The 24894-nt window shown below is 71.5% G+C and carries 20 protein-coding genes and 3 tRNA genes; 8 read left to right on the forward strand and 15 right to left on the reverse strand.

What is annotated here, in order from left to right; genetic code table 11:
• Positions 1-13: 13 nt before the first annotated feature.
• The 5 genes from N4G66_RS04275 to N4G66_RS04295 form a co-directional block, all read right to left on the reverse strand.
• Positions 14-1060, reverse strand: a complete 1047-nt coding sequence (locus tag N4G66_RS04275; RefSeq protein WP_261702573.1) for a beta-ketoacyl-ACP synthase III — start codon at positions 1058-1060, stop codon at positions 14-16.
• A complete protein-coding gene (locus N4G66_RS04280) occupies positions 1057-2052 on the reverse strand; it encodes an AfsA-related hotdog domain-containing protein (RefSeq protein WP_261702574.1) in 996 nt (331 codons plus the stop codon). Before N4G66_RS04280 ends, N4G66_RS04275 begins: the two co-directional genes overlap by 4 nt.
• A 935-nt stretch (positions 2053-2987) precedes the next feature.
• Positions 2988-3061, reverse strand: a tRNA-Ile gene (locus N4G66_RS04285).
• A 165-nt stretch (positions 3062-3226) separates the two neighbouring features.
• Positions 3227-3299, reverse strand: a tRNA-Asn gene (locus tag N4G66_RS04290).
• A gap of 5 nt (positions 3300-3304) precedes the next feature.
• Positions 3305-3377, reverse strand: a tRNA-Asn gene (locus tag N4G66_RS04295).
• A gap of 144 nt (positions 3378-3521) precedes the next feature.
• Between N4G66_RS04295 and N4G66_RS04300 the strand changes: the two genes are divergently transcribed.
• From N4G66_RS04300 to N4G66_RS04315, 4 genes are all read left to right on the forward strand, one after another.
• Positions 3522-3827, forward strand: a complete 306-nt coding sequence (locus tag N4G66_RS04300) for a YtxH domain-containing protein (protein ID WP_261702575.1) — start codon at positions 3522-3524, stop codon at positions 3825-3827.
• A 74-nt stretch (positions 3828-3901) separates the two neighbouring features.
• Positions 3902-5356 (forward strand): FGGY family carbohydrate kinase, encoded by a 1455-nt coding sequence (locus N4G66_RS04305; RefSeq protein ID WP_261702576.1) that lies wholly within the window; start codon positions 3902-3904, stop codon positions 5354-5356.
• A gap of 162 nt (positions 5357-5518) precedes the next feature.
• Positions 5519-7252: an ABC transporter ATP-binding protein gene (locus tag N4G66_RS04310; RefSeq protein ID WP_261702577.1), complete on the forward strand. Its 1734-nt coding sequence runs from the start codon at positions 5519-5521 to the stop codon at positions 7250-7252.
• The gene (locus tag N4G66_RS04315) at positions 7252-9180 is read left to right on the forward strand and encodes an ABC transporter ATP-binding protein (RefSeq protein WP_261702578.1); all 1929 of its coding nucleotides are present in this window, start codon (positions 7252-7254) and stop codon (positions 9178-9180) included. The genes N4G66_RS04310 and N4G66_RS04315 overlap by 1 nt, the downstream gene beginning before the upstream one ends.
• 119 nt (positions 9181-9299) lie before the next feature.
• On the opposite strand, the gene N4G66_RS04320 is transcribed toward N4G66_RS04315, so the two are convergent.
• From N4G66_RS04320 to N4G66_RS04340, 5 genes are all read right to left on the reverse strand, one after another.
• A complete protein-coding gene (locus tag N4G66_RS04320; RefSeq protein ID WP_261702579.1) occupies positions 9300-10604 on the reverse strand; it encodes an RNA polymerase sigma factor in 1305 nt (434 codons plus the stop codon).
• Positions 10605-10840: 236 nt separating this feature from the next.
• Positions 10841-12745 (reverse strand): DNA primase, encoded by a 1905-nt coding sequence (dnaG, locus tag N4G66_RS04325; protein ID WP_261702580.1) that lies wholly within the window; start codon positions 12743-12745, stop codon positions 10841-10843.
• 125 nt (positions 12746-12870) lie between these two features.
• Positions 12871-14136, reverse strand: a complete 1266-nt coding sequence (locus tag N4G66_RS04330; RefSeq protein WP_261702581.1) for an NAD(P)/FAD-dependent oxidoreductase — start codon at positions 14134-14136, stop codon at positions 12871-12873.
• A gap of 270 nt (positions 14137-14406) precedes the next feature.
• On the reverse strand, positions 14407-15861 hold the full coding sequence (locus N4G66_RS04335; protein WP_261702582.1) for a deoxyguanosinetriphosphate triphosphohydrolase: 1455 nt from the start codon (positions 15859-15861) through the stop codon (positions 14407-14409).
• Positions 15862-15943: 82 nt separating this feature from the next.
• A complete protein-coding gene (locus N4G66_RS04340) occupies positions 15944-16864 on the reverse strand; it encodes a sirohydrochlorin chelatase (protein ID WP_391858752.1) in 921 nt (306 codons plus the stop codon).
• Positions 16865-17216: 352 nt separating this feature from the next.
• Here N4G66_RS04340 and N4G66_RS04345 point away from each other — a divergent pair, with 352 nt between their 5' ends.
• A complete protein-coding gene (locus N4G66_RS04345; protein WP_261702583.1) occupies positions 17217-17948 on the forward strand; it encodes a SanA/YdcF family protein in 732 nt (243 codons plus the stop codon).
• 22 nt (positions 17949-17970) lie between these two features.
• Here N4G66_RS04345 and N4G66_RS04350 read toward each other — a convergent pair whose 3' ends face one another.
• From N4G66_RS04350 to cutA, 3 genes are all read right to left on the reverse strand, one after another.
• On the reverse strand, positions 17971-18165 hold the full coding sequence (locus N4G66_RS04350; protein WP_261702584.1) for a twin-arginine translocation signal domain-containing protein: 195 nt from the start codon (positions 18163-18165) through the stop codon (positions 17971-17973).
• Positions 18166-18401: 236 nt separating this feature from the next.
• Entirely contained in the window at positions 18402-18869 is a 468-nt protein-coding gene (locus tag N4G66_RS04355; protein ID WP_261702585.1) for a gamma-glutamylcyclotransferase family protein, read from the reverse strand.
• Positions 18866-19192: a divalent-cation tolerance protein CutA gene (cutA, locus tag N4G66_RS04360; RefSeq protein ID WP_261702586.1), complete on the reverse strand. Its 327-nt coding sequence runs from the start codon at positions 19190-19192 to the stop codon at positions 18866-18868. The genes N4G66_RS04355 and cutA overlap by 4 nt, the downstream gene beginning before the upstream one ends.
• A gap of 190 nt (positions 19193-19382) precedes the next feature.
• On the opposite strand from cutA, the gene N4G66_RS04365 reads away from it, so the two are divergent.
• Positions 19383-21026 (forward strand): M4 family metallopeptidase, encoded by a 1644-nt coding sequence (locus N4G66_RS04365; RefSeq protein ID WP_261702587.1) that lies wholly within the window; start codon positions 19383-19385, stop codon positions 21024-21026.
• A 240-nt stretch (positions 21027-21266) separates the two neighbouring features.
• Here the strand turns inward: N4G66_RS04365 and N4G66_RS04370 are convergent, their stop codons facing one another.
• Positions 21267-21866, reverse strand: coding sequence for a dihydrofolate reductase family protein (locus N4G66_RS04370; protein ID WP_261702588.1), 600 nt, complete (start codon positions 21864-21866; stop codon positions 21267-21269).
• 667 nt (positions 21867-22533) lie between these two features.
• Between N4G66_RS04370 and N4G66_RS04375 the strand changes: the two genes are divergently transcribed.
• Positions 22534-23052 (forward strand): hypothetical protein, encoded by a 519-nt coding sequence (locus N4G66_RS04375; RefSeq protein ID WP_261702589.1) that lies wholly within the window; start codon positions 22534-22536, stop codon positions 23050-23052.
• Positions 23053-23231: 179 nt separating this feature from the next.
• Complete coding sequence (locus N4G66_RS04380) at positions 23232-23852, forward strand: class F sortase (protein ID WP_261702590.1); 621 nt, start codon at positions 23232-23234, stop codon at positions 23850-23852.
• A gap of 213 nt (positions 23853-24065) precedes the next feature.
• Here the strand turns inward: N4G66_RS04380 and N4G66_RS04385 are convergent, their stop codons facing one another.
• Positions 24066-24848, reverse strand: a complete 783-nt coding sequence (locus N4G66_RS04385) for a sulfite exporter TauE/SafE family protein (protein WP_261702591.1) — start codon at positions 24846-24848, stop codon at positions 24066-24068.
• Positions 24849-24894 lie beyond the last annotated feature (46 nt).

A 24894-nucleotide genomic window follows, 5' to 3' on the forward strand; every position in this document is an offset into this window, starting at 1 on the left:
GAGCTTCCTTCGTTCACTTCGTGTGGGTGGATTCAGCAGGCGCCGGTGGACCCGGCAGTGGTTCGACGGACACCTCGGGAAACTCCAGGGCCGCGGCCCCCCAGGTGAGGCCTCCGCCGAAGCCGCACAGCAGCACCCGGTGTCCCGGTGCGATCGAGCCCGTGTGCACGGCGTCGGTCAGCGCCAGCGGGATGGAGGCGGCGACGGTGTTGCCGACCCGGTCGAGGTTGACCACCAACTTCTCCTCGGGCAGCCCGAGTTCATTGCCCACGGCGGTCAGGATGCGGATGTTCGCCTGGTGGGCGACGAGTCGGTCGACGGACTCGACGGACCAGTCGAGCTGTTTCGCCAGCCGCCGCGACGACTCGCTCATCCGCGTCACGGCGTTGCGGAACACCGAACGGCCCTGCATCGTGAAGAACTCATCGCCCGGTGCGGCGAGGCCCTTCGAGCGGTGCTCGGACCCGCCGCCCGGCACCGTGATCAGATCGGCCTGGGAGCCGTCGCTGGCCAGGTCGAACCCGAGCATCGCGCCGCGTTCCCGCGGGTGTCCGGCGCGCAGCACCATCGCCCCCGCGCCGTCCCCGAAGATCGCCCTGTTCGTACGGTCCCCGGGGTCGAGGATGGTGGAGAAGGTGTCGGCGCCGATCACCAGGGCGCTGTCGGCGATCCCCGCCCGGATCATGCTCGACGCGGTCGCCAGCGCGTACACGAACCCCGTGCACACGGCGGCCACGTCGAACGCGGGTATCTCTCCGAGCCCGAGCCGGCTGGCCACTTCCGGCGCCGTGGCCGGGCACGGGTGGTCCGGGGTGCTCGTGGCGAGGACGAGGAGGTCCACCGACTCCATGCCCGCCGAGGCGAGTGCCCGGGCCCCGGCCTCGATCGCGACGTCCGAGGTGGACAGGCCGGGCGGGACCACGAACCGCTGCCGGATCCCGGTGCGGGTGGTGATCCACTCGTCGGTGGTGTCGAACTGCCGGGCGAGGTCGTCGTTGGTGATCCGCGTCGGCGGCAGCCAGCCTCCGAGTCCCGCCAGTACCGCGGCCCGTCCGCTCACCGAGCCCTCCGGTGCGACGCGGGGACGGCCGTGGTCTCCACGGTGCCGGACGCGACCTCCTCGCCGTTCTGCCGGAAGACGATCCGGAAGGTCTGGATCCCGTCGCTGTCGCGCTCGGGGACCGCGCTGACCGTGGTCGGCGCGTCGAGTTCGGCGAACTTGGCGAAGCCGAGGTCGAACCCGACCAGCGTGGTCCCGTCCGCGGGCCGGCCGAGGAGCCGGGCGCCGGCGAGCAGGGCGGCCTGCCGCGCCGCCTCGGTGAGCACCATGCCCGGCAGGTGGTCCTGCGCGTGGTCGAACATGCTCGGGTTGTCGTTGGGGATCCGTACACCGGCGGAGATTCCCTCGCCGTCGGGCACAGGGTCGACGAGCAGGGCGTTGACCGGGTTCGCGCGCCCGAGGTCCTGGGGGGCGACCGTCGTCGGGACGGTCGCGACGTCGTCGGACGAGACGGGCGGGCTGCCGCGCCGCTTCGACCGGACGAAGGAGTACGTCCCCGAGGACAGGTAGCCGACCGTCATGCGCGCCTCGCCCACCTCCTCGCCGAGGAGCAGGAAGCGCATCCCGTAGGTGACGGACCGGGCGGGCGCGGTCGCGCCGGCGGGCCGGTCGGTCGTGACCTCGACGGTCAGCTCCGCCGGGGCGCCGGAGTGCGCGGTGAACAGGCCGGGCAGCCGCATGGACCACGACTGCAGGACGAACTTCGTGTCGTCGTCGACGCCGAGGTGCGTGTGCGCGCCGTACGTCTCGGCCTGCCGAGCGCACTCCAGGAGCAGGATCGGGTCGACGACCGTGTGACCGAGGTGGTCGGTGAAGTAGGCGTGCGAGGAAGGGAGTTGGGCGCCGGCGAGGAAGCGCTGCCCGTCCGCCGCCGAGGTGTCGGTGAGGAACACTTCCGACAGGGCACGGCGATGGAGGAGACGCCGGTCGACGGACCGGACGAACTCGAGTGCCCGGACACCGGACGCAAAGGTACTTGTGGACACCGTCATCGGCGGCTAACCCCCCTCCCGGGAGCGCGGCGCTGCTCGCACCGGTGCTCCCGGAATCTCGTAGTCGTGCACCGCGGACCAACGCGTCCGCGGTTGACGATGACGAAATTAGCCACGCCGCCTTTCGTCCCACTGTCGGAGCGTGTAAGGGGTCGGCCTGCCGCTGTCAGGGCAGGGACGGGCCGCTGAGCAGGTCGCCGACGGGGGGCCGCCGCGAGGATCGCTGAGAGGGCCACGGACAGGGCAGTCGAGAGGGCCGCTGCGAGGTCGTCGGCAGACCCGCCGGGGGTGGTCACCGAGAGGATCGCGGGCAGACCCGCCGCGGGGGCCGCTGAGAGGGGCACCGGCAGACCCGCCACGAGGGGCTCCCGAGGGCGTTCCGCGTGAGACCGGTGGTTCTCGCGGGCTTCGACGCGGGCGATCCGGTTTCTGGCCTCGCGGTTCACCGGGGACGGGGTGCGCTGACGGCCGTGGGCGGGCGCCATACGCATCCGAGCGATCTCCCGGATGCCGGCGGACGTCCACCCTCCCCGCAGCCGGGCGGGATGCCGACCGGCGGGAATCACAGGCGGAACGAGACTCCGACAGCCCTACGAATGGACCGGCGCCACAAGATCGGGCTCGTACGGCCTCCCAGTACACCGTGAGCCGCTCCGGGGACGGCACCACGGGTGCGCGGCGGCGGACCCCTTCGGGAACGGCCCCCGGTGCGCCGCAAGCCGCTTCAGGGAGGGGGTGGGGCCGTTGACGGTGTGCTCCAGCCGAGGGACGGTCAGGCCGTACGGGTGACAACGGATTTGGCCGGGGCACGGGCCTCCGGCGGGCCCTGACGATCATGAGACCGCGACCGGGCGAGGCGCCCACGGGGGCCCTCAACTCGCCTGACCAGTCAGGGAAGTTACTGGTCACATCGATTCTGCACGCGTAGCGCGTAGTGGGGCGGGTGGGACTCGAACCCACGGCCGACGGATTATGAGTCCGCTGCTCTAACCGGCTGAGCTACCGCCCCGTTACGGCGCGCCGCGCACATTTGTGCGCGCCGTCTGCCGCAGCATAGCCGCTCATACGATCTCCTGCTCCGGATGGTCGGCATCGCGCGACCAGGACGACTTCGGCATGCCCTGGGCGCTTCCTGCGGACATGAAAAAGGACCCCGAGGGGCCCTCTTTCGTTGCTCTCCCGACTGGACTCGAACCAGTAACCTGCCGGTTAACAGCCGGCTGCTCTGCCAATTGAGCTACAGGAGATCGAGCTCCCCCGACTGGACTCGAACCAGTAACCTGCCGGTTAACAGCCGGCTGCTCTGCCAATTGAGCTACGGAGGATTGATCTTTGCATCGAACGCACCTACCTGGGTATTCGCCAGGAAGCGTGCGCCCGCTGCGACACATACATTAGCGCAAGCAGGGGGGTGCTCCGCCAATCGGTTCCCTCCGCACCGATGCCGACGCAAGGGAAGGGTGGCCGTCATGCGCTACCGGCTCACGTTCGTCGCCGGACTGGCCCTGGGTTACGTGCTCGGCACGCGGGCCGGGCGCGAGCGCTACGAACAACTGAAGAAGTCCGCTCGTCAGGTCGCGCAGAACCCCGCGGTGCGCAACACCGCGGAGACCGCGGCCCAGCAGGGCCGCGAGATCGCGGGCAAGGCGCTGCACACCGTGAGCGAGAAGGTGGGCGACCGCGTCCCCGTCTCGGTCACGGACCGGGTGCGTTCCCTGCGGGAGCGGAACGCGGGCGGCACCGGCGAGGACGACTGGGGCACCAGTAATACCTAGGGATCGCTGGGCGCGTCGGGTCCTGTGTGCCCGCCCGGCGCCGCCGAGCCCCGTCGTACGGCAGAATTTCCGCCATGGGGATAGTCGCCGGGCTGGACAGTGCGCCCGATTTCACTCGTATCGTCGTCTGCGACACCGACACGGGTGCCGTGCTGAGGCAGGGTTATGCGCCACATCCGATCGACGGCGGCGAGGGTGGCGGCCGTCCTTCCGACGTGGATCCGCAGGCCTGGCTGCTGTCCCTGGGCGAGGCCGCGGGAGGAGGGCTGCTCGAAGGCGTCCAGGCCATCGGCGTGTCCGCCCAGCAGAACGGCCTCGTCCCGCTGGACGCGCAGGGCAACACCGTGCGCCCGGCGATGGTCGGCGGTGACAAGCGGGCGCAGGTCGCGGCGGCCGATCTGATCGACGCGCTCGGCGGGCGCGAGGCCTGGGCGCAGGCGGTGGGCAGCGTCCCGCAGGCCGCGCAGCCGGTCACCAAGCTGCGCTGGCTGAACAAGACCGAGCCCGAGGCCGCGCGGCGCACCAGCATGCTGCTGCAGGCCCACGACTGGCTGGTGTGGCAGCTCCTCGGCCGGCCCGTGCGCAGGACCACGGACCGGGGCGGCGCCTCGGGGACCGGGTACTGGTCGGCGGCGACCGGCGCGTACCGGCCGGATCTCATCGAACTGGCGCTCGGTCACCAGGCCGGGCTGCCGGACGTCCTCGGCCCCGCCGAGGCCGCGGGAACCACGCCCGAGGGACTGCTGATCTCCGCCGGGACCGGCGAGACCATGGCGGCGGCGTTCGGGCTCGGGATCGGGCTCGGCGACGCGGTGGTGTCGCTGGGCGCCTCCGGCTCCGTGATGGCCGTCCACCCCGAGGCGCTGGTGGACTCCACCGGCATGATCACCTCCCTGGCGGACGCGACCGGCATGCACCTTCCGGTCGTCACCACGCTCAACGCCGTACGGGCCCTGCGCGGGGCCGCCGAGCTCCTCGGCGTGTCCGACCTGGAAATACTGTCCGACCTGGCGATGAAGTCGACGCCGGGCTCCCACGGGCTCGTCCTGCTGCCGTACCTGGAGGGCGAACGCACCCCGAACCTGCCGCACACGGCGGGCACGCTGGCCGGTCTGCGCCGGGAGTCGATGCGGCCCGAGCACATGGCGCGAGCAGCCTTCGAGGGGATGCTGTGCGGGCTCGCGGACGCGCTGGACGTGCTGCGCGGCCGGGGTGTCGACGTACGCCGGATCTTCCTGCTCGGCCAGGCCGCCGAGCTGCCCGCCGTCCAGGCCGTGGCACCCGCGCTGTTCGGCGCGCAGGTCGTCGTGCCGCAGCCCGCGGACTACGCGGCGCTCGGCGCGGCCCGTCAGGCGGCGTGGGCCCTCGGCGCCTCGCAGGGCACCCTCGACCCGCGGACCCCGCCCGCCTGGCAGGGTCCGGTCGCCCAGGTGCTGGAGCCGGGTGACGAACTCGCCGTGGGACAGGCCGTACGACAGCAGTACGTGTCCGTACGCGAACAGACGCATCCGGGGGCGTTCCGGTCGTAACCCTTCCGCGGGCGTACGTCCGAAGGCGGAGGCGGGCTCCTTTTTTGGACCGCACTTGGGTTAATCGGTTGAGGTAACGCGGGTGGAGTGTCCGACGATAGGGGGTGGTGCACCACCCAACCCCCCGATCACCCTGCCGTCGACGATTCCGAGAGACCCCGCGTGCTCATACGACTCCTGCGGACCCACCTCAGTCCGTACAAGAAACCCATCGCCCTGCTGGTGCTGCTGCAGTTCCTGCAGACCTGCGCCACGCTCTACCTGCCCACCCTCAACGCGCACATCATCGACAACGGTGTCGTGAAGGGTGACACGGGCTACATCCTGACCTTCGGCGCCCTGATGATCGGCATCTCGCTGACCCAGGTCGTCTGCAACATCGGGGCCGTCTACTACGGCGCCCGTACGGCGTCCGCGGTCGGCCGGGACATCCGGGGCGCCGTCTTCGACCGCGTCCAGTCCTTCTCGGCACGTGAGATGGGCCACTTCGGCGCGCCGTCGCTGATCACCCGCACCACCAATGACGTCCAGCAGGTGCAGATGCTCGCCCTGATGACGTTCACCCTGCTGGTGTCGGCGCCGATCATGTGTGTGGGCGGCATCATCCTGGCCCTCGGCCTGGACGTGCCGCTGTCCGCGGTGCTCGTCGCCGTGGTGCCGACCCTCGGTATCTGCGTGACGCTCATCGTGCGCCGGCTCCGCCCGCTGTTCCGCACCATGCAGGTGCGCCTGGACACCGTGAACCGGGTGCTGCGCGAGCAGATCACCGGCAACCGCGTGATCCGCGCGTTCGTGCGCGACGGCTACGAGAAGGAGCGCTTCAAGGGCGCCAACACCGACCTCACCGAGACGTCGCTGGCCACCGGCCGGATGCTGGCCCTGATGTTCCCGATCGTCATGACGGTGGTGAACCTGTCGTCCATCGCGGTCGTCTGGTTCGGCGCCCACCGCATCGACAGCGGCGAGATGCAGATCGGTGACCTGACCGCGTTCCTGGCCTACCTGATGCAGATCGTGATGTCCGTGATGATGGCCACCTTCATGTTCATGATGGTGCCGCGCGCGGAGGTCTGCGCCGAGCGCATCCAGGAGGTCCTGGCCACCGAGAGCAGCGTGGTCCCGCCCGTCGCACCCGTCCTGGAGCTGCGCCGGCACGGCCACCTGGAGATCCGCGAGGCCGGGTTCCGCTACCCGGGCGCCGAGGAGCCGGTCCTGAAGTCCGTCGACCTGGTCGCGCGCCCCGGTGAGGTGACCGCGGTCATCGGGTCGACCGGCAGCGGGAAGTCGACGCTGCTCGGCATGATTCCCCGCCTGTTCGACGCCACCGACGGGCAGGTGCTCGTCGACGGCGTGGACGTCGCGACCATCGAGCCGAAGCTGCTGGCCAGGACGGTCGGACTGGTCCCGCAGAAGCCGTACCTGTTCGCGGGGACCGTCGCCACGAACCTGCGGTACGGCAACCCGGAGGCGACCGACGAGGAGCTGTGGCACGCGCTGGAGGTGGCGCAGGCCAAGGGCTTCGTCGAACAGCTGGAGAACGGTCTCGACTCGCCGATCGCGCAGGGCGGCACGAACGTGTCCGGCGGCCAGCGTCAGCGCCTGGCCATCGCGCGCACCCTCGTGCAGCGCCCCGAGATCTATCTCTTCGACGACTCCTTCTCCGCCCTCGACTACGCGACCGACGCGGCGCTGCGCGCGGCCCTCACCGCGGAGACCGCGGAGGCCACCGTGGTGATCGTCGCCCAGCGGGTGTCGACCATCAGGGAGGCCGACCGGATCGTGGTCCTCGACGAGGGCCGGGTCGTCGGCAGCGGACGGCATCACGAGCTGATGGCGGACAACGAGACCTACCGGGAGATCGTGCTCTCCCAGCTGACGGAAGCGGAGGCCGCCTGATGGCCGGGCCTATGGGGCGCATGATGGCCGGGACCGGCCCTGACCAGCGCTCGATGGATTTCAAGGTGTCGGGCCGACGGCTCCTCACCCAGTTCAAGCCCGAGCGCGCCACGCTGTACGTGATGCTGGTCACGGTCGTGCTGAGCGTGGGGCTCTCGGTGGTCGGCCCGAAGATCCTCGGCAGGGCCACCGACCTGGTCTTCTCGGGGATCGTCGGACGCCAGATGCCGGCCGGGGCCACCAAGGCCCAGGCCCTGGACTCACTGCGCGCGCACGGCAAGGGCGCCGTCGCCGACATGCTCTCGGGGACGGAGTTCACCCCCGGCCAGGGCATCGACTTCACCGCCGTCGGGCACATCCTGCTGCTCGCGCTGTGCACGTTCCTGCTGGCCGGCCTGCTGATGGCGGTGGCGACGCGACTGGTGAACCGGTCCGTCAACAGGACCGTCTACCGCATGCGCGAGGACCTGCAGGCGAAGCTGTCGCGGCTGCCGCTGTCGTACTTCGACAAGCGCCAGCGCGGTGAGGTCCTCAGCCGCGCGACGAACGACATGGACAACATCCAGCAGACCCTCCAGCAGTCGATGGGCCAGCTCGTCAACTCGCTGCTGACCATCGTGGGTGTGCTCGCGATGATGTTCTGGGTGTCGCCGCTGCTCGCGCTCGTCGCGCTGGTCACGGTGCCGCTGTCGTTCGTCGTGGCCACCCGGGTCGGCAAGCGCTCGCAGCCGCACTTCGTGCAGCAGTGGCGCACCACCGGCAAGCTCAACGCCCACATCGAGGAGATGTACACCGGCCACAACCTGGTGAAGGTGTTCGGGCGGGCGGACGAGTCGGCGGCCCTGTTCGCCGAGCAGAACGACAAGCTGTACGAGGCCGGGTTCAAGGCGCAGTTCAACAGCGGTGTCATGCAGCCGCTGATGATGTTCGTGTCGAACCTGAACTATGTGCTGGTGGCCGTCGTCGGCGGTCTGCGGGTGGCCTCGGGCTCGCTGTCGATCGGTGACGTGCAGGCCTTCATCCAGTACTCCCGCCAGTTCTCGATGCCGCTGACGCAGGTCGCGTCGATGGCGAACCTGGTGCAGTCGGGTGTCGCGTCGGCTGAGCGGGTCTTCGAGATCCTCGACGCGGACGAGCAGGAGGCGGACCCGGCGGAGTCGGCCCGTCCCGAGGAACTGCGCGGGCGCGTGGCGCTGGAGAACGTCTCCTTCCGGTACGACCCGGAGAAGCCGCTCATCGAGGACCTCTCGCTGAAGGTGGAGCCGGGCCAGACGGTGGCCATCGTCGGCCCGACCGGCGCCGGCAAGACGACGCTGGTGAACCTGCTCATGCGGTTCTACGACGTCACGGGCGGCCGGATCACCCTCGACGGGGTCGATGTGGCGTCCATGTCGCGGGACGAGCTGAGGTCCGGGATAGGGATGGTGCTCCAGGACACGTGGCTGTTCGGGGGCACGATCGCCGACAACATCGCGTACGGGGCCTCGCGGGACGTCACGCGCGGGGAGATCGAGGAGGCGGCGCGCGCGGCGCACGCCGACCGGTTCATCCGCACGCTGCCCGAGGGCTACGACACGGTGATCGACGACGAGGGATCGGGGGTCAGCGCGGGCGAGAAGCAGCTGATCACGATCGCCCGCGCGTTCCTGTCGGATCCGGTGATCCTGGTGCTCGACGAGGCGACCAGCTCCGTGGACACCAGGACCGAGGTGCTGATCCAGAAGGCGATGGCCAAGCTGGCGCACGGCCGGACGTCGTTCGTGATCGCCCACCGTCTGTCGACGATCCGGGACGCGGACACCATCCTCGTGATGGAGGACGGGTCCATCGTGGAGCAGGGCGCCCACGCGGAACTGCTGGAGTCCGACGGCGCCTACGCCCGCCTGTACCAGGCCCAGTTCGCCCAGGCGGTCGCCGAGGTCGACTGACCCACCTCGTCCCGCTGAGGTGACCACCTCCTGGACCCCCGCTGGAAATCACCCTTCCGGCGAGAAAATCAGCCCCTCCGGCGTTTGAGGAGCGGGGGTCCGGGGACAGCGCCCCCGGGTCAGTCCAGATACCCCCGCAGCTGGTCCGCGAAGGCGTGGTCCCTCAGCTTGTTCAGGGTCTTGGACTCGATCTGGCGGATGCGCTCGCGCGTGACGCCGAAGATGCGGCCGATCTCCTCCAAGGTGCGCGGACGCCCGTCCGCCAGCCCGTACCGGAGCTGGACGACCTTGCGCTCCCGCTCGCCGAGCGTGGACAGCACCGCCTCCAGATGCTGCCTGAGCAGCAGGAACGCCGCGGACTCCACCGGAGACGTCGCGTCGCCGTCCTCGATCAGGTCCCCGAGGGCCACGTCGTCCTCCTCGCCCACGGGGGCGTGCAGGGACACCGGCTCCTGGGCCAGCCGCAGGACCTCGCTCACCCGCTCGCCGGTCAGGTCGAGCTGGGCCGCGACCTCCTCGGGACTGGGCTCGTAGCCGCGCTCCTGGAGCATCCGCCGCTGGACGCGGACCACCCGGTTGATCAGCTCGACCACGTGCACCGGGACGCGAATGGTGCGTGCCTGGTCGGCGAGCGCGCGCGACATGGCCTGCCGGATCCACCAGGTGGCGTACGTGGAGAACTTGTAGCCGCGGGCGTAGTCGAACTTCTCGACGGCCCTGATCAGGCCGAGGTTGCCCTCCTGGACCAGGTCGAGCATGGTCAGGCCGCGGCCCACGTACCGCTTGGCCACGGAGACGACGAGCCGCAGGTTCGCCTCGATGAGCCGGCGCTTGGCCATCCGGCCCATGACGACGATCTTGTCCAGGTCGAGGGCGAGCTGGCTGTCCAGGTCGGAGGCGAGCCGAAGCTTCTCCTCGGCGAAGAGCCCGGCCTCGACGCGGCGGGCGAGGTCGACCTCCTCGGCGGCCGTGAGCAGCGGGATCCGGCCGATCTCCCTCAGATACTGGCGGAACAGGTCGGACGAGGGACCACCGGTGTCGGCGGCGCGGCCTCGGGCCGGCTCCACCGGTTCGGGGGCCTCGGCCTCGGTCTCCACCTCCACCTCCGCCCCGGGAGCCTCTCCAGGAGCCTCGGGGGGGCTCTCCGGCTCGGCCTCGGGGTGGTGCGCGGCACGGCGCTGCGGGGGGACCGCCGCGACGACGTCGGTATCCGCGTCCGTGTCGATGGTGTTGTCGGTCTGTGCGAGGGTCTGGGTCTGCACGGGGGCGACCTCCAGGAATGTCGCTGCTGAGGGGTGCGGCAGCGGTACGTCGGGGATGGGGTCGACGGCCTCGCCGCTGTCCATCCCGTAGTCGTTTGGCGGAACCGCGGGGATCGCGAACCCGTCGCGTGCGGGTCGGCCGCGCTCCGAGGACTCAGGCACCGGAACCCAGTGTGGAGTACGACACATCGCTGCCACGAGGGGCGTGCGGTGACTTTTTGCGTCCGGTCCGTGACCGCCTGGTTACCGTCCTGCACGAGTGCGCAGCTCAGCGAGGACGAAACCTGCGGATGCGCGTACGGGATTGGCATGTGCGCCGACCACTGCGAGCGCCCGCCCCGCCCCGGCGGTCCCGCCGGTTCACCCGTGGAACATCCCCGGAACCCCGTCGTCCGGCCTCAGAGGGCTTCGGCGCCCTTCTCGCGGAGCGCCTGCCCGTACTGCTGGAGGACCCACAACTCGTTCTGCACGGCGGCCAGCTGGGCCGGGTCGCCGCCCGCGCTGATGCGGGACAGGGAGCCCTGGACGTCCCGGATGCGGCGGTCGACGGCACGGCGGCGGACCGCGACGAGCTGGTCGCCCGCGTACGTCTCGTCGACGGTCTTGCGCATGATCGCCTCGACGGCCAGCTCGGTGACCATCGCGCGCACCACGTCGTCCGGGGCGGCGTCACGGACCCGGATCAGATACTCCTGGGGGTCCTGGACGCCGTACTCGGCGCCGCCCGCGTCCATGACGGCCTGACGCACGGCGGCGTAGGGCGCGGCGGTGAACTCGTCCATGCCGTACGCGTCGAACGCCGGGGCGACCAACTCCGGTCGCTGGAGGGCGAGTTTGAGCAGCTCGCGCTCGGTGGCGTAGACGGGGTTGCGCAGGGTGAGGGCCGGGCCGCCGCCGGTGGGTGCCTGGGCGGCGGCGTAGGTCTGCTGGGTGCGGCCGCCGGCCGGCGCGGGCCCCATGCCGCCCCGGTCGCGGGCCCAACGGGCCAGCTGGGACACCCTCTTGACGACGAACTGGGTGTCGAGGATGCCGAGCATGCCGGCGAGCTGCACGGCGACCTCGTGCTGAGCGCCGCTGTTCTTGATGCGGGCGACGATGGGGGCGGCCTCGTCGAGGGCGGCCGCGCGCCCGGCCGGGGTCTCCAGGTCGTAGCGCAGGACGATCTGGCGCAGCGCGAACTCGAAGAGGGGGGTGCGGGGTTCGACCAGGTCGGCGACGGCGGCGTCGCCCTTGGCGAGGCGCAGCTCGCAGGGGTCCATGCCGTCGGGCGCGATGGCGATGTAGGTCTCGGCGGCGAACTTCTGGTCGTCCTCGAAGGCGCGCAGGGCGGCTTTCTGGCCGGCCGCGTCGCCGTCGAAGGTGAAGATCACCCGGGCCGAGCCGTTGTCCATCAGCAGTCGGCGGAGGATCTTGATGTGGTCGCCGCCGAACGCCGTGCCGCAGGTCGCGATGGCTGTGGTGATGCCGGCCAGGTGGCAGGCCATGACGTCGGTGTAGCCCTCGACGACGACCGCCCGGCTGCTCTTGGCGATGTCCTTCTTGGCGAGGTCGATGCCGTACAGGACCTGGGACTTCCGGTAGATCGCGGTGTCGGGCGTGTTCAGGTACTTCGGTCCGTTGTCGGACTCGTACAGCTTGCGGGCGCCGAAGCCGACGACCTCCCCGCCGATGTCGCGGATCGGCCACATGAGCCGGCCGCGGAAGCGGTCGATGGGGCCGCGGCGGCCTTCCTGGGAGAGGCCGGAGAGGACCAGCTCCTTGTCGGTGAAACCCTTGCCGCGCAGATGGCGGGTGAGGTGGTCCCAGCCCTGCGGGCTGTAGCCGACACCGAAGTGGGCGGCGGCGGCCTGGTCGAAGCCGCGCTCGGCGAGGAACGAGCGGCCCGTGTCGGCCTCGGGGCTGGTGCCGAGCTGCTCGATGTAGAACTTGGCGGCCGCGTTGTGCGCCTCGACCAGGCGGATGCGCTCGCCGCGCTGATTGGCGGGGTTGTACCCGCCCTCCTCGTAGCGCAGCGTGATGCCGGCCTGGGCGGCGAGGCGCTCGACCGACTCGGAGAAGGTGAGGTGGTCGACCTTCATCACGAACGTGATGGTGTCGCCGCCTTCCTGGCAGCCGAAGCAGTGGAAGAGTCCCTTACTGGGGCTGACCTGGAAGGACGGTGACTTCTCGTCGTGGAAGGGGCAGAGACCCTTGAGGTTTCCGCCGCCCGCGTTGCGCAGTTGGAGGTACTCGGACACCACGGCGTCGATCGGGACCGCGTCCCGAACAGCCTTCACGTCCTCGTCATTGATCCTGCCTGCCACGTGGTGATTCTACGGGGCCGCACCGACACTCCCGGGGCAGGTGAGCGACCACCCGGCCGGGGTCCGGGGGCGCGCCCCCGGAATCCCCGGCACGGGGACGGTTCCGGAGCCGGGCGACGCGTCGGTCACGGGACCAGGCTCTCCAACGGAACGTGCGGGTCGGCGAGCGCGTCGGTGTCCACCCGGGCCCGGGAGCGGATCAGCTGCTGGATCGGCTCCGTGACGTCCCACACATTGACGTTCATCCCGGCCAGCAGCCTGCCCTCCTTCACCCAGAAGGCGATGAACTCCCGCTTGCTCGCGTCACCGCGGATCACCACCTGGTCGTACGACCCCGGGGGCGCCCAGCCCGAGTACTCGAGACCCACGTCGTACTGGTCGGAGAAGAAGTAGGGCACGCGGTCGTACGCCGTCCCCCGGCCCAGCATCGAGCGGGCGGCGGCCGGTCCGCCGTTGAGGGCGTTGGCCCAGTGCTCGACGCGCAGCCGGGTGTCGAAGAGGCTGTGGTGGAAGGAGGCGACGTCACCGGCGGCGTACACGTCGGGGTCGGAGGTGCGCAGCTGGTCGTCGACCGCGATGCCGCCGCCGTGCGCGCGCTCGGCCATGGTCAGGCCGGCGGCCTCGGCGAGGCCGGTGCGCGGGGCGGCGCCGATGGCCGCGAGGACGTCGTGGGCGGGGTGCTCCTCGCCGTCGTCGGTGCGGGCGGCCAGCACCATGCCGTCCTGGCCGACGATCTCGGTGAGCTGGGCGCCGAAGTGGAAACGGACGCCGTGCTCGCGGTGCAGTTCGGCGAAGAGCTGGCCCAGTTCGGGGCCGAGCACGTTGTGCAGGGGGGTCGCCGCGGGTTCGACGACGGTGACCTCGGCGCCGTACTCGCGGGCCGCGGCGGCGACCTCCAGGCCGATCCAGCCGGCGCCGGCGATGACGATGTGTCCGTTGTCCCGGCCCAGCGCGGCGAGGACGCCCTTGAGGCGCTCGGCGTGGGCGAGGCGGCGCAGGTGGTGGACGCCGGCGAGGTCGGTGCCCGGGATGTCGAGGCGGCGCGGCTCCGCACCGGTGACGATGAGCAGCTTGTCGTAGTGGACGAGGGTGCCGTCGTCACCGAAGCGGACGGTCTTGGCCGCGCGGTCGATCGCGTCGACGGTCTGGCCGAGGTGCAGCTCGATGTCGTTCTGCGCGTACCACGCGGGTTCGTGCACGAAGACGCTGTCGCGCTCCTCCTTGCCGAGGAGGTAGCCCTTGGACAGCGGCGGGCGTTCGTAGGGGTGGTCGCGCTCGTCGCAGATCAGTATCACGCGGCCGGTGAAGCCCTCCGCTCGGAGCGTCTCGGCCGCCTTGGCGCCTGCCAGGCCTCCTCCGACGATGACGAATGTCTGATCCGCGTCGACCACTTGATGCCTCCTCGTAAGGATGTCGCCATATGCGAGCGTCCCGCACGGAGCGTGATGCGGGAAGGGGTAGTGGCCCGATCGGGCCACTCAGGGTCACACTGTCCGCCCCATCTTTCTCCTTGCATGGGATCCCGGCCTTCGGCCGGGCGGGAACGCATCCTGAGTGCCGGAGCCACGAAGCGGCGTAGTCCGCTTTGCATCTGCCTCCGGCAGCGGTCAGGGCTTGACCGTCATGAAACTCCTTGGAGTCGAGTGAGAAGCCCCCCTCGTTCACGAGGGGGAGGAGTCACGGGAACGCGTGGTGAGCCTGAGGTGCAGGGAACGCGCCGAGGCATCCGTGAGGGATGCGATCTGGTCGACGATCACTCGCTTGCGGGCGCGGTCGTCGGCCGCGTGGTCGAACAGTGCCCGGAATTGCGGATCCAATACCTCGGGGGCGCGGGCGGTGAGCGCCTCGGCGAGCACCGCGACGATGATCCGCTGGTCGGCGCGGAGCCGCTCCTGTTCGGCGCGCTGCATCACGTACCGGTCGGCGACCGCCTTGAGGACGGCGCACTCGTGCCGGGCGTTCCTCGGGACGACCAGTTCCGCCGCGTACCGGGTGAGGCGTCCGCTGCCGTAGCGCGCGCGGGTGGCGCCCTCCGCGGCCAGGCAGAAACGGCCGATGAGCTGGCTGGTGGCGTCCTTCAGGCGGGCCTGCGCGACGGCCGATCCGTCGTACCCGTGCGGCCACCACTCCTGGCCGAGGAGGCGGTCGAGGGCCTCGGACAGCTCGGCCGGATCGGTGTCGTCGGGCACGTACCGCCCGATGGCGACGGCGAAGATCTCCTGGCGTTCCGGTTCGGAGTGCAGGCAGCCGGGGTCGATGTGGCCGGCGTGCAGACCGTCCTCGACGTCGTGCACCGAGTAGGCCACGTCGTCGGACCAGTCCATCACCTGGGCCTCGAAGCACGTACGCGAACCGGGGGCGCCCTTGCGGATCCAGTCGAAGACCGGCCGGTCGTCCTCGTAGACCCCGAATTTCGGGGACTTCGGGTCGGTGGGACGGGCGCCTCTCGGCCAGGGGTACTTGGTGGCGGCGTCGAGGGCGGCGCGGGTGAGGTTGAGGCCGACGCTGACGAGGTCGTCGTCCGCCGCGGCGGAGGCCGAGGTCACCATGTCGCTGCGCACGAAGCGCTTGGGCTCGATCCGGGTGAGCAGGCGCAGTGACTGGGCGTTGCCCTCGAATCCGCCGCAGTCCTCGGCGAATTCGTTGAGCGCCTGCTCGCCGTTGTGTCCGAAGGGCGGGTGGCCCAGGTCGTGCGAGAGGCAGGCCGCCTCGACCAGGTCCGGGTCGCAGCCCAGGGCGGCGCCCAGCTCGCGGCCCACCTGGGCGCACTCCAGGGAGTGGGTCAGCCGCGTCCGCGGACTGGCGTCCCACACCTGGATGGGCGCCCCGTCCGATCCTGCGGGGCCGAGGACCTGGGGAAGGGTGCCGGGGGTGACGACCTGGGTCTTGCCCGCGAGGCGGCGCAGGGCGGCGGAGTGCAGCACGCGCGCGCGGTCGCGCTGGAAGGCGGTGCGGCCGGGGCGTTTGTCGGGCTCGACGGCCCAGCGCTCGACGGCCGACACGTCGTACTCGTGGTGGGCCGTGTGGTTCTCGTACGTCTGTGGTGTCTGTGGTGTCTGTGGTGTCTGCGGTGTCTGCGGTGCGGTGTCTTCGGTCTTCGGTGCCATGCCTTCCATGCACCGACAGTAGACGCAAGCAGTGACAATCGGGACGCCGTCGCCGACGGCGCGGTGTCAGGCGCGGGAGGAAGCGTCGGGTTCAGGCCGGGACCAGGGTGCGCTCCGGGGCGGGCTCGGGGACCGCGACGGCCTGGTCGTAGCGGTGCAGGACCAGGCGGGCCATCGCCGGGTGGTCGCCGAGGGGTTCGGCGCAGATCCAGGGGGCCTCCTCGGCGCACTGCGTGGCGAAGCGGCCGGGAGCGGTGAAGTACGAGGCGACGGCGATCCGGTGGCGGCCCCGGGCGGCGAGGGAGCGCACGGCGGCGGGGACGGTCGGCGCGGCTGCGGAGGCGTAGGCCGGGACGACCGGGACGCCGAGGCGTTCGGCGAGCAGCTGGGCGGTGCGGCGGGTGTCGGCGGCCGAGTCCGGTGAACGGGAGCCGGCGGACGCGAGGACGACGGCGCTCGCGCGGCGCGCCGAGTCGCTCATCCTGGTCCGCCATCCGGCCTCGACGAGGCGGGCGTAGAGGGTTTCCACGAGCAGCGGGTGCGGGCCGAGCGGGGCGGCGACGCGGGTGTTCAGGCCGGGAACGGCAGCCGCGGTCCCGGGGATGTCGCGCCGGACGTGGTAGCCGCGGCCGAGCAGCAGCGGTACGAGGACGGCGTCCTCCTTGCCGGCCAGGGAGGCGAGCGTGTCGCGGAGCAGGGGCTCGTTCAGCTCGATGTGGCCGAGGCGCACGGACAGGTGCGGGCGCAGCTCGCGGACGCGTTCGATCAGGGTGCGTACGGTGGCGAGCGCGCGCGGGTCGCGGCTGCCGTGGGCGGCCAGGACCAGCGCGGGCGGCGGCGGACGGCGGGTGCCGTCGAGCGAGACGAGACTGAGCTGGCTGCCGAGCTGACTGGTGATCCGGTTCATGAGCTGCGCCGTACTGTCGAGGGGGCCTTCGAGGTGGGCGCCGCGGGGCGGCGGGCCGCCGAGGCGGTGGGAGGACGCGTCGCGAGCGGGGTTCGAGGCCGTCATGGGTCGATCCTGGCGGTAGGAGGTTGCCGGGCCGTTGCGTGGGCATGTCGGGTGTTTTCCAGTGGTTCACCGAGCGGCTGCGGCACGGTGTGAGGGGTTCCCACCTGCGGCTCTCGCCTTTCGGGATGACCCAGGTCCACGCGCCCGGGTGAACCGAACGGCCTTACGATGCGTCTTCACCTGTCGAACGGGGACGCGGAGCCGGCGCGAGAACCGGACCGGGAGCCGAACGAGAACCGAGGCGAAATCCGCGGCGCGGACCGCTGCGGAGACCGAACGGGTCCGGCGCGAGCGCGGCGCACGTACCGGGCCGCGCGCCGCCGCGAGTGACGACACATGGGGGACATCGATCATGCCGCGCCTGCCGCGTCTGCCGCGCCCGAAGCGCCCGAGCTTTCGCAGACCACGTCTGCTCCGCCTGCCGCCGCTGCCGCGTACGCGCGCGGGGCAACGGCGGGCCGTACAGGCGCTGATGGTCCTGTGTGTGCTGGCGCTGCTCCCGGCTACCTGGCTGTACGTGGCGACGGGCGACCGGCTGCGGACGACGGCGGACGCCCCGCGCACCGAGGTCGCGATCGTCTTCGGCGCGGGCCTGTGGGGCGGCGAGCCGTCCCCGTACCTCGCCCACCGCCTGGACGCCGCGGCGAAGCTGTACCGGGCCGGCCGGATCGAGGTCGTCCTCGTCACCGGCGACAACAGCCGCAAGGACTACGACGAGCCCGACGCGATGCGTGCCTATCTCACCGCGCACGGAGTGCCCGAGCGACGGATCGTCAGCGACTACGCCGGCTTCGACACCTGGGACTCCTGCGTCCGCGCCCGCAAGATCTTCGGTGTCCACGAGGCCGTCCTGATCAGCCAGGACTTCCACATCCGCCGTGCTCTCGCCCTGTGCCGGGCGGCGGGCGTCCGCTCGTACGGCATCGGCGTCGACGCCAAGCACGACGCCACCTGGTACTACGGCGGCACCCGCGAGATCTTCGCGGCGGGCAAGGCCGCGCTGGACGCGGTGTTCGAGCCGGATCCGCATTTCCTGGGCCCGAAGGAGCACGGGGTGACCCTGGCGCTGGCGACGGCCCGCTAGGGCCTGTCTGACGCGGTGCCGGTCAGTGCCCGCCCGGGTCCTCCGGCTTGGGCTGCTCAACGGACTTGGGGGACCGGGTCGAGCCGCTCCCGGAGCCGGAGCGTCTGCCCGGCTCGGGGTCTGCGGAGCAGGAGCTGAGTCCGATGCCCAGGGCTGCGCCGACGGCCGCCCCACTGAGCGCGAGGACACGTCGTCTGGTCAAGTCGCGGTCGGTCATGGCCGGACCCTAGGGGCGGGGCCGCCCGTGCCACCGGGGGCGCACGGGGCGGCCACCCGCACGGGTGCACCCGGCACGGCTGGCACACCCGGCCCGCCGGAACACCATCACGCACCGCGGCGGTCAAGCGCGGGGCCGCCCGCCGCCCGCATCCCGGCCCGCTCGCCCGGCCCGGCCGTCGGAGCGGCCTCGCGCGCCGCGCCGGACACGCGCGGGCACGCCACCCCGGGCACGGCTCAGGAGAGCCGGTGCGCCGGGGTGTCTCCCCCGTCGCCGCGCCAGTCCCCGTTCTCGATCGGCTTGCCGTCGACCCGCAGGCGGTCCGCCACCGCGGGTGCGGCGACGTACACCCAGGCCCGTACGACCGTGGCACCGTCCGCTCTCAGGGCGTCGCGCGCGACCCGCTCATAGAGGTTGCGCGGATCGCCCGGCGTGTACTCCTCCAACTCGTCGAGCACCGCGAGGAGTCGCTCGTACGCCTCGGGCCGCGCGGTCACGAGTTCGCCGCTCACCATGCCACCGGGCTCTTCGACGGCGTACGGGTATCCGGGCCCCGCGTACAGCAGGAGCCCGCGCATCCGCCCCGGCTCCTCGGACCGGGTCCGGCCGCGCAGGAACAGGTCGTGGTTGTGCTCGCCGGGGCGCAGGGTGCCGTAGACGAAGAAGGGCAGCTCCGCTTCGCCGAGGAGGTCCAGAGGACTCAAGGGGCCGTTTCCTCCTCCAGCCAGCGCAGGTAGTCCGGGCTTCCCACGACGACCGGGGTCGCGATGATCTCGGGGGTGTCGTAGTCGTGGGCGTCCAGGAGATACGCCTCCAGCGCCGGGTAGCGCGCCGCGGTCGTCTTGAACTGGATCTGCCACTCGGAGGCGGTCTCCACGGCACCCTCCCAGCGGTAGACGGAGGTGACCGGCCCCGAGATCTGCGCACAGGCCGCGACGCGCGCCGCCACCGCGCCACGGGCCAGCGCCGCAGCCTTCTCCGCCGCATCCGTCGTGGTCAGGACGGCCAGGCAGGCGGGCGATTCCATGAGCGCCTCCATTCGTGAGGGTACGGAAACGATTCTCGCCGCATCCCGCGCGCACCCGGCAGGCCCTATGGACATGACATGTCATGCACCTTTAAATCTGAGTCAGCTCTCAGCGCCTCCCCCACGTGCGCCGCCCCACGTATCCCCTCCCCCCACGCGCCCTCCCCAAGGCACCTTTCCAAGGAGACCGATGAGTCGAATACGGCACATCCGAGGTTCCTCTCTCGCCACCGCCGGCGCGGCCGCGACCACGGCCGCGCTGCTGGCCGCCGCTCTCGCCCCCGCCGCGAGCGCCGACACCAGGCCGACCCGGGCCACCGCGATCGAGAACGCGGTCTCGGCACTGGCGGCCCACGCCGCGAACCTGGGCCTCACCTCTGCGCAGCGCACCTCCGTCCGGGACGTCGTCGTCGACAAGGACGGCACCCAGCATGTGCGCTACGACCGGACGTACCGTGAACTCCCGGTACTGGGCGGCGACTTCGTGGTCCACCTGGCCCCGGACGGGGCGTACCGCGGCGCCGACCGCGCGACGGGGAAGGCCATTTCGCTGACCAGCGTCACCCCCGAGCTGTCCGGCGCGAAGGCGGCCGGTCTGGCGGTGAACGCGCTGCGCGCCGCCAACCCGGGCAAGGCGCTGAAGAGGGTGACGGCGAAGCCGCGGCTGATCGTCGACGCCCTGCACGGGGCTCCGAGGCTCGCCTGGCACACCGACGCGGTGGCCCAGGACTCGCTCGGCAACCCGGTCGCCCGCACGGTCCTGACCGACGCCCGCACCGGCGCGCGGATCGACGCCTGGGACAGCGTCGAGACGGCGGCGGGCGACGGCAACTCGCTCTACAGCGGCACGGTTCCGCTGGAGACGACGCCCTCCGGATCGACGTACCAGCTGAAGGACCCGACGCGCGGGAACACGTACACGGGCGACGCGGCGAACAAGACGGACCTGTGCATCTTCGGGATCTGCATCAGCCGGGCGCCCGCGACGCTCTTCACCGACGCGGACAACCACTGGGGTACGGGCGCGGCTTCGGACCGCTCGTCCGCCGCGGTGGACGCGCAGTACGGCACCAACGAGACCTGGGACTACTACAAGAACGTCCACGGCAGGAACGGCATCGCGGGCGACGGCAAGGGGTCGTACAACCGCGTGCACTACGGCAACAACTACAACAACGCCTTCTGGGACGACAGTTGCTTCTGCATGACGTACGGGGACGGGGACGGCTCGACGTTCGGGCCGCTGGTCGCGCTGGACGTCGCCGGGCACGAGATGTCGCACGGCGTGACCTCCAAGACAGCCGCGCTGACGTACTCGGGCGAGTCCGGCGGTCTCAACGAGGCCACGTCCGACATCTTCGGCACCATGGTGGAGTGGTACGCGAACAACGCCTCCGACCCCGGCGATTACCTGATCGGCGAGAAGATCGTCCGCTCCGGCTTCGGAAAGCCCGCCCTCCGCTTCATGGACAAGCCCTCCAGGGACGGCAACTCGGCCGACTGCTGGAGCAGTTCGGTCGGCAACCTCGACGTCCACTACTCCTCCGGCGTCGCCAACCACTTCGCCTACCTGCTCGCGGAGGGCAGCGGGGCGAAGACCGTGAACGGCGTCGCCTACGACTCCCCCACCTGCAACGGCGCCACCGTCACCGGCATCGGCCACGACAAGGTCGGCAAGATCTGGTACCGCGCGCTGACGGTCTACATGACCTCCTCGACGAACTACGCGGGCGCGCGCACGGCCACCCTGAACGCGGCCAAGGACCTGTACGGAGCGGGCAGCGCCGAGTACAACGCCGTGGCGGCGGCCTGGTCCGCGGTCTCCGTGGGCTGACCGGCACCGGACGCCTTCCGGTCCGCGGGCAGTCGCCGGACGCCCGCCGGTCGAGGAGGCTCAGCGGTCCATGAGGGCCGCCGGTCCGGGAAGCCCAGCCGTCCCTGAGGCCCGCGGGTCCAGGAGGCTCAGCGGTCCCGGACGCCCTCCGGACCCGGATGCTCCCCGGTCGCCGTGGGCAGGCGCCGTCAGGTTCGCCTGCCCACGGCTTGTCCGGAGCATGTCCGCCCCGGGCGGGTCCTAGTCCTCCTTCACCGGCCGGTACACGCTCACGTCCACGCCCGTCTTCGCGGTAACGGTGGAAACGTGTTCGAGCGGGCGCTTCATCCCGTCCCCGGGGAAGATCGTCTTGCCGCCGCCGAGGATCACCGGCATACGGATCAATTGGAGCTCGTCGACCAGACCCTCGGCCAGCAGGGTGCGTACGAGGGTGGGGCTGCCCATCATCGCGAGGTCGCCGCCGTCGGCCGCGCGCAGCTCGCGGATCCGGGCGACGGCCTCGCCGGCCGGGATGAGCGTGGTGTTGTCCCAGGCCGCCAGCTCGTCCTCGCCGAGGGTGCCGGAGACCACGTACTTGGGCAGGGAGTTCATGCGGTCGGCGAACGGGTCTCCCGCCCTCTCGGGCCACGCCCCGGCCATCGTCTGCCAGGTGCGGCGCCCGAACAGCAGTGCCTCGGCGCGGGAGAGTCCCGCCGCGAACGCGCCGCCCACGACCTCCGGGTCGAAGTACGGGTGGGACCAGCCGCCGTGCGCGAACCCGCCGTCGGTGTCCTCCTCGGGACCGCCGGGCGCCTGCACGACACCGTCCAGGCTGATGAACTCACTGATCACGATGCGCATGGGACTCGCTCCTCGTCGCTGTCTCGGCCACATCACGTGCTCTCGGCCACATCACGCGTTCGGGTTACGTCGGTCAAGACCGGCGCACCGCTCCGAAATCATCGCGCCCGACCGACGCCACGGTGTGACGCGGCACACATTCTGGCGCACCTTCCGGCCGACGGCCCGGGTCGTACCGCGCGCTCACCCTCGAACGGTGGGCGGGCGAGCGAACGGGCGACGGGTGGACGGGCCAAGGACGGACGGCGGGCGGACGGGCGGTGGGCGGACAGGCGGTGGGCGGACGGGGACGGGTGGGCGGACGGGGACGGGTGGACGGTGGGCGGACGGACGGCGGGCGGACGGGTGGTGGGTGGATCGGCAGGTTTCCGGCGGAGGGACGGACGCGCGGGCCGGTGGGCCGACCCGGGTCACCCATTCACACCCCCGGCCCCGCCCCCTTCGGGTTCACTTGTGCGGCACACCAGGCGCACACCGGTGACCTGCCGGAATACCGAAGGTTCCGCCCCTTCCGGCGCCCCGCCTGACACCCGTTCACATCATTTCTGACGCCCCATCAGAGAGCGGACGAGGTCATGTGCCACTTACCTCGGAAGGGCAGGGGTGCGACCGACGCTGCGGCACTTGGGGGTGTCGCGGGCCGCGCCCCCTCGGAGGAGCTAGCACGATGCGACGTACCGCACGTCTGCTGACCGGTACCGCGCTCGCCGTCGCCGCCGCGGGTCTGGGCGCCGCGCCCGTGTACGGCGGAGACACCGGAAGTCTGGAGGTGTTCCCCTCCACCGTCGTCCCGGGCGCCGACGTCACCGTCAACACGGCCGCGTGCGGCTCGGACGGCACCGCGAACGGGGACGCAGGCGCGGTGGGCGGCGGTACCTTCACGCTCGCCGCCAGCGCGCACGAGCAGGACGCTATCGGTCAGTTCCGGGTGCCGCCGAGCGCGCAGCCGGGGACGTACGAGATCGTCGCGACGTGCTCCCACGGCCGACGGGTCACCGGCGACCTGCTGGTGACCCTGGCCTCCACGCGCGAGCAGATCCAGCCGCGCGGGCATGTGAACACGGGTGTCGGTGGCGCGCTGGGCCCCGACCCCGTACAGACCGCGGCGGGAGTGGCGGCGCTGGCCGTCGCCGCCGCGGGCGGTACCTGGCTCCTGCATCGCCGGGCGAGAGGCGACGGGATCTGACGGACACCCTCCGCTGTCCGTCCGCCGGTACCGCCGTCCCTCCCCCTCCGTGGCCCGACGCCCCTCGCGGCCCGGAGGGGGAAGGGACCGGCACCATCAGCACACCCCCCATCAGCACACCCCAGCCGTCGGGCGCCGGCCGGTCCCGCCCCCGGAAAGGAACCCATGAGGAGGCTCGCGTGCGCCGGGTCAGCAATGCCGCCATAGCGTCGGTCACCGTCGTCGCCCTCTGCTCCGGTGCCTGGCTGCTGCGCAGCGGCGCCGAGGCGCATCCGCCTCCGCAGCCGTCCGCGGCGCAGGCGGCGACCGGCGGGGACCGGGCGCGGTCCGTCGCCCCCGCGATGCCGCACTCCCCGCCGAGCCGCATCCGCATCCCCGCGATCGGCGTGAACGCCCCCCTGATGGGCCTCGGCCTCACCCCGCAGGGCAGCCTGAACGTGCCGCCCGCCGAGAAGAAGAACCTGGCCGGCTGGTACGAGGCCGGGACCAGCCCCGGTGAGCGCGGCACGGCCGTCGTGGCGGGGCACGTCGACAACGCGGAGGGTCCCGCCGTCTTCTACGACCTGGGCTCCGTCCGCAAGGGCAGCACGGTCGAGGTGGACCGGCTCGACGGCAGAACGGCCGTCTTCACCGTCGACGCGGTCGAGGTGTACGACTCCCGCTCCTTCCCCGACGCGAAGGTGTACGGTGCCGCGCGCCGGCCCGAGCTGCGCGTGATCACCTGCGGCGGTGGCTACTCGGAGACCACGGGCTACCGGGGAAACGTGGTCGTCTTCGCCCATCTCACGGGCAGTCGCTGAGAGTTCGGGCAATCCAAGAGGCAGCCGCGGAGGGTTCGGGCGGAGCCACGGACAGCCGCTGAGGTTCAAGGAACCACGGACAGCGGCGAAGAATTCGGGCGGAGCCACGAGCAGCCGCTGAGGTTCAAGGAACCACGGACAGCGGCGAAGAGTTCGGGCGGAGCCACGAGCAGCCGCAGGAGGTTCGAGGAACCACGGGCAGCCGCTGACGGTTCAGGCCGGCCACTGCTGGTAGGCCAGGTTCGCCACCAGCGCGAACACCACCGTCAGCAGTACCGCCCTGACGAACCCGCTGCCCTGCTTGAGCGCAGTCCGCGCCCCCACCATGCCGCCCGCCAGATTGAATACGGCCATCAGGGCGGCGAGCTCCCAGAACACCGTGCCCTTCCAGGCGAAGGTCGCGAGGGCGCCCGCGTTGGTGCAGCAGTTGACGATCTTGGCGGTGGCGGAGGCCGTCACCAGGTCGAGGTGGAGCAACGCGGTGAGGGCGAGCACGAGGAACGTGCCCGTGCCGGGGCCGATGAGCCCGTCGTAGAAGCCGATACCGAGGCCCGCGAGCCCGATGGCGGCGAGGACGCGGCGCGGGGAGACCGGTGTGGTCGGCGGCGCCGTACCGAAGGCGGGCCGCAGGATCACGAAGGTGCCGACGCCGAGCAGGACGACCATGACGACCGGCTTGAGCACCTCGGTGCTCAGCCCGGCCGCGACGAACGCGCCCGCCGTCGAACCGGCGAGGGCCGCGAGTCCGATCCGCACGGCGAGGCGCACGTCGACGGGTGTCTTGCGCGCGTACGTCACCGCGGCCCCTGTCGTGCCGACGATCGCGACCGCCTTGTTCGTGCCGAGCGCGTACGCCGCCGCGGTGCCGGCGGGCAGCCCGAGCAGCATGGCGGGCAGCAGAAGCAGCCCTCCGCCGCCGACCACGGCGTCGATCCAGCCGGCCGCCAGGGCGGCGGCGCAGAGCACAAGGATCATGGTCAGCGATATGTCGGGCATGATCGCGACCCTAAGGGACGGGATAGATGTGCCGTGCACGGGGCCG

Source organism: Streptomyces rhizosphaerihabitans (assembly GCF_025399795.1).
GTDB classification, from domain to species: domain Bacteria; phylum Actinomycetota; class Actinomycetes; order Streptomycetales; family Streptomycetaceae; genus Streptomyces; species Streptomyces rhizosphaerihabitans.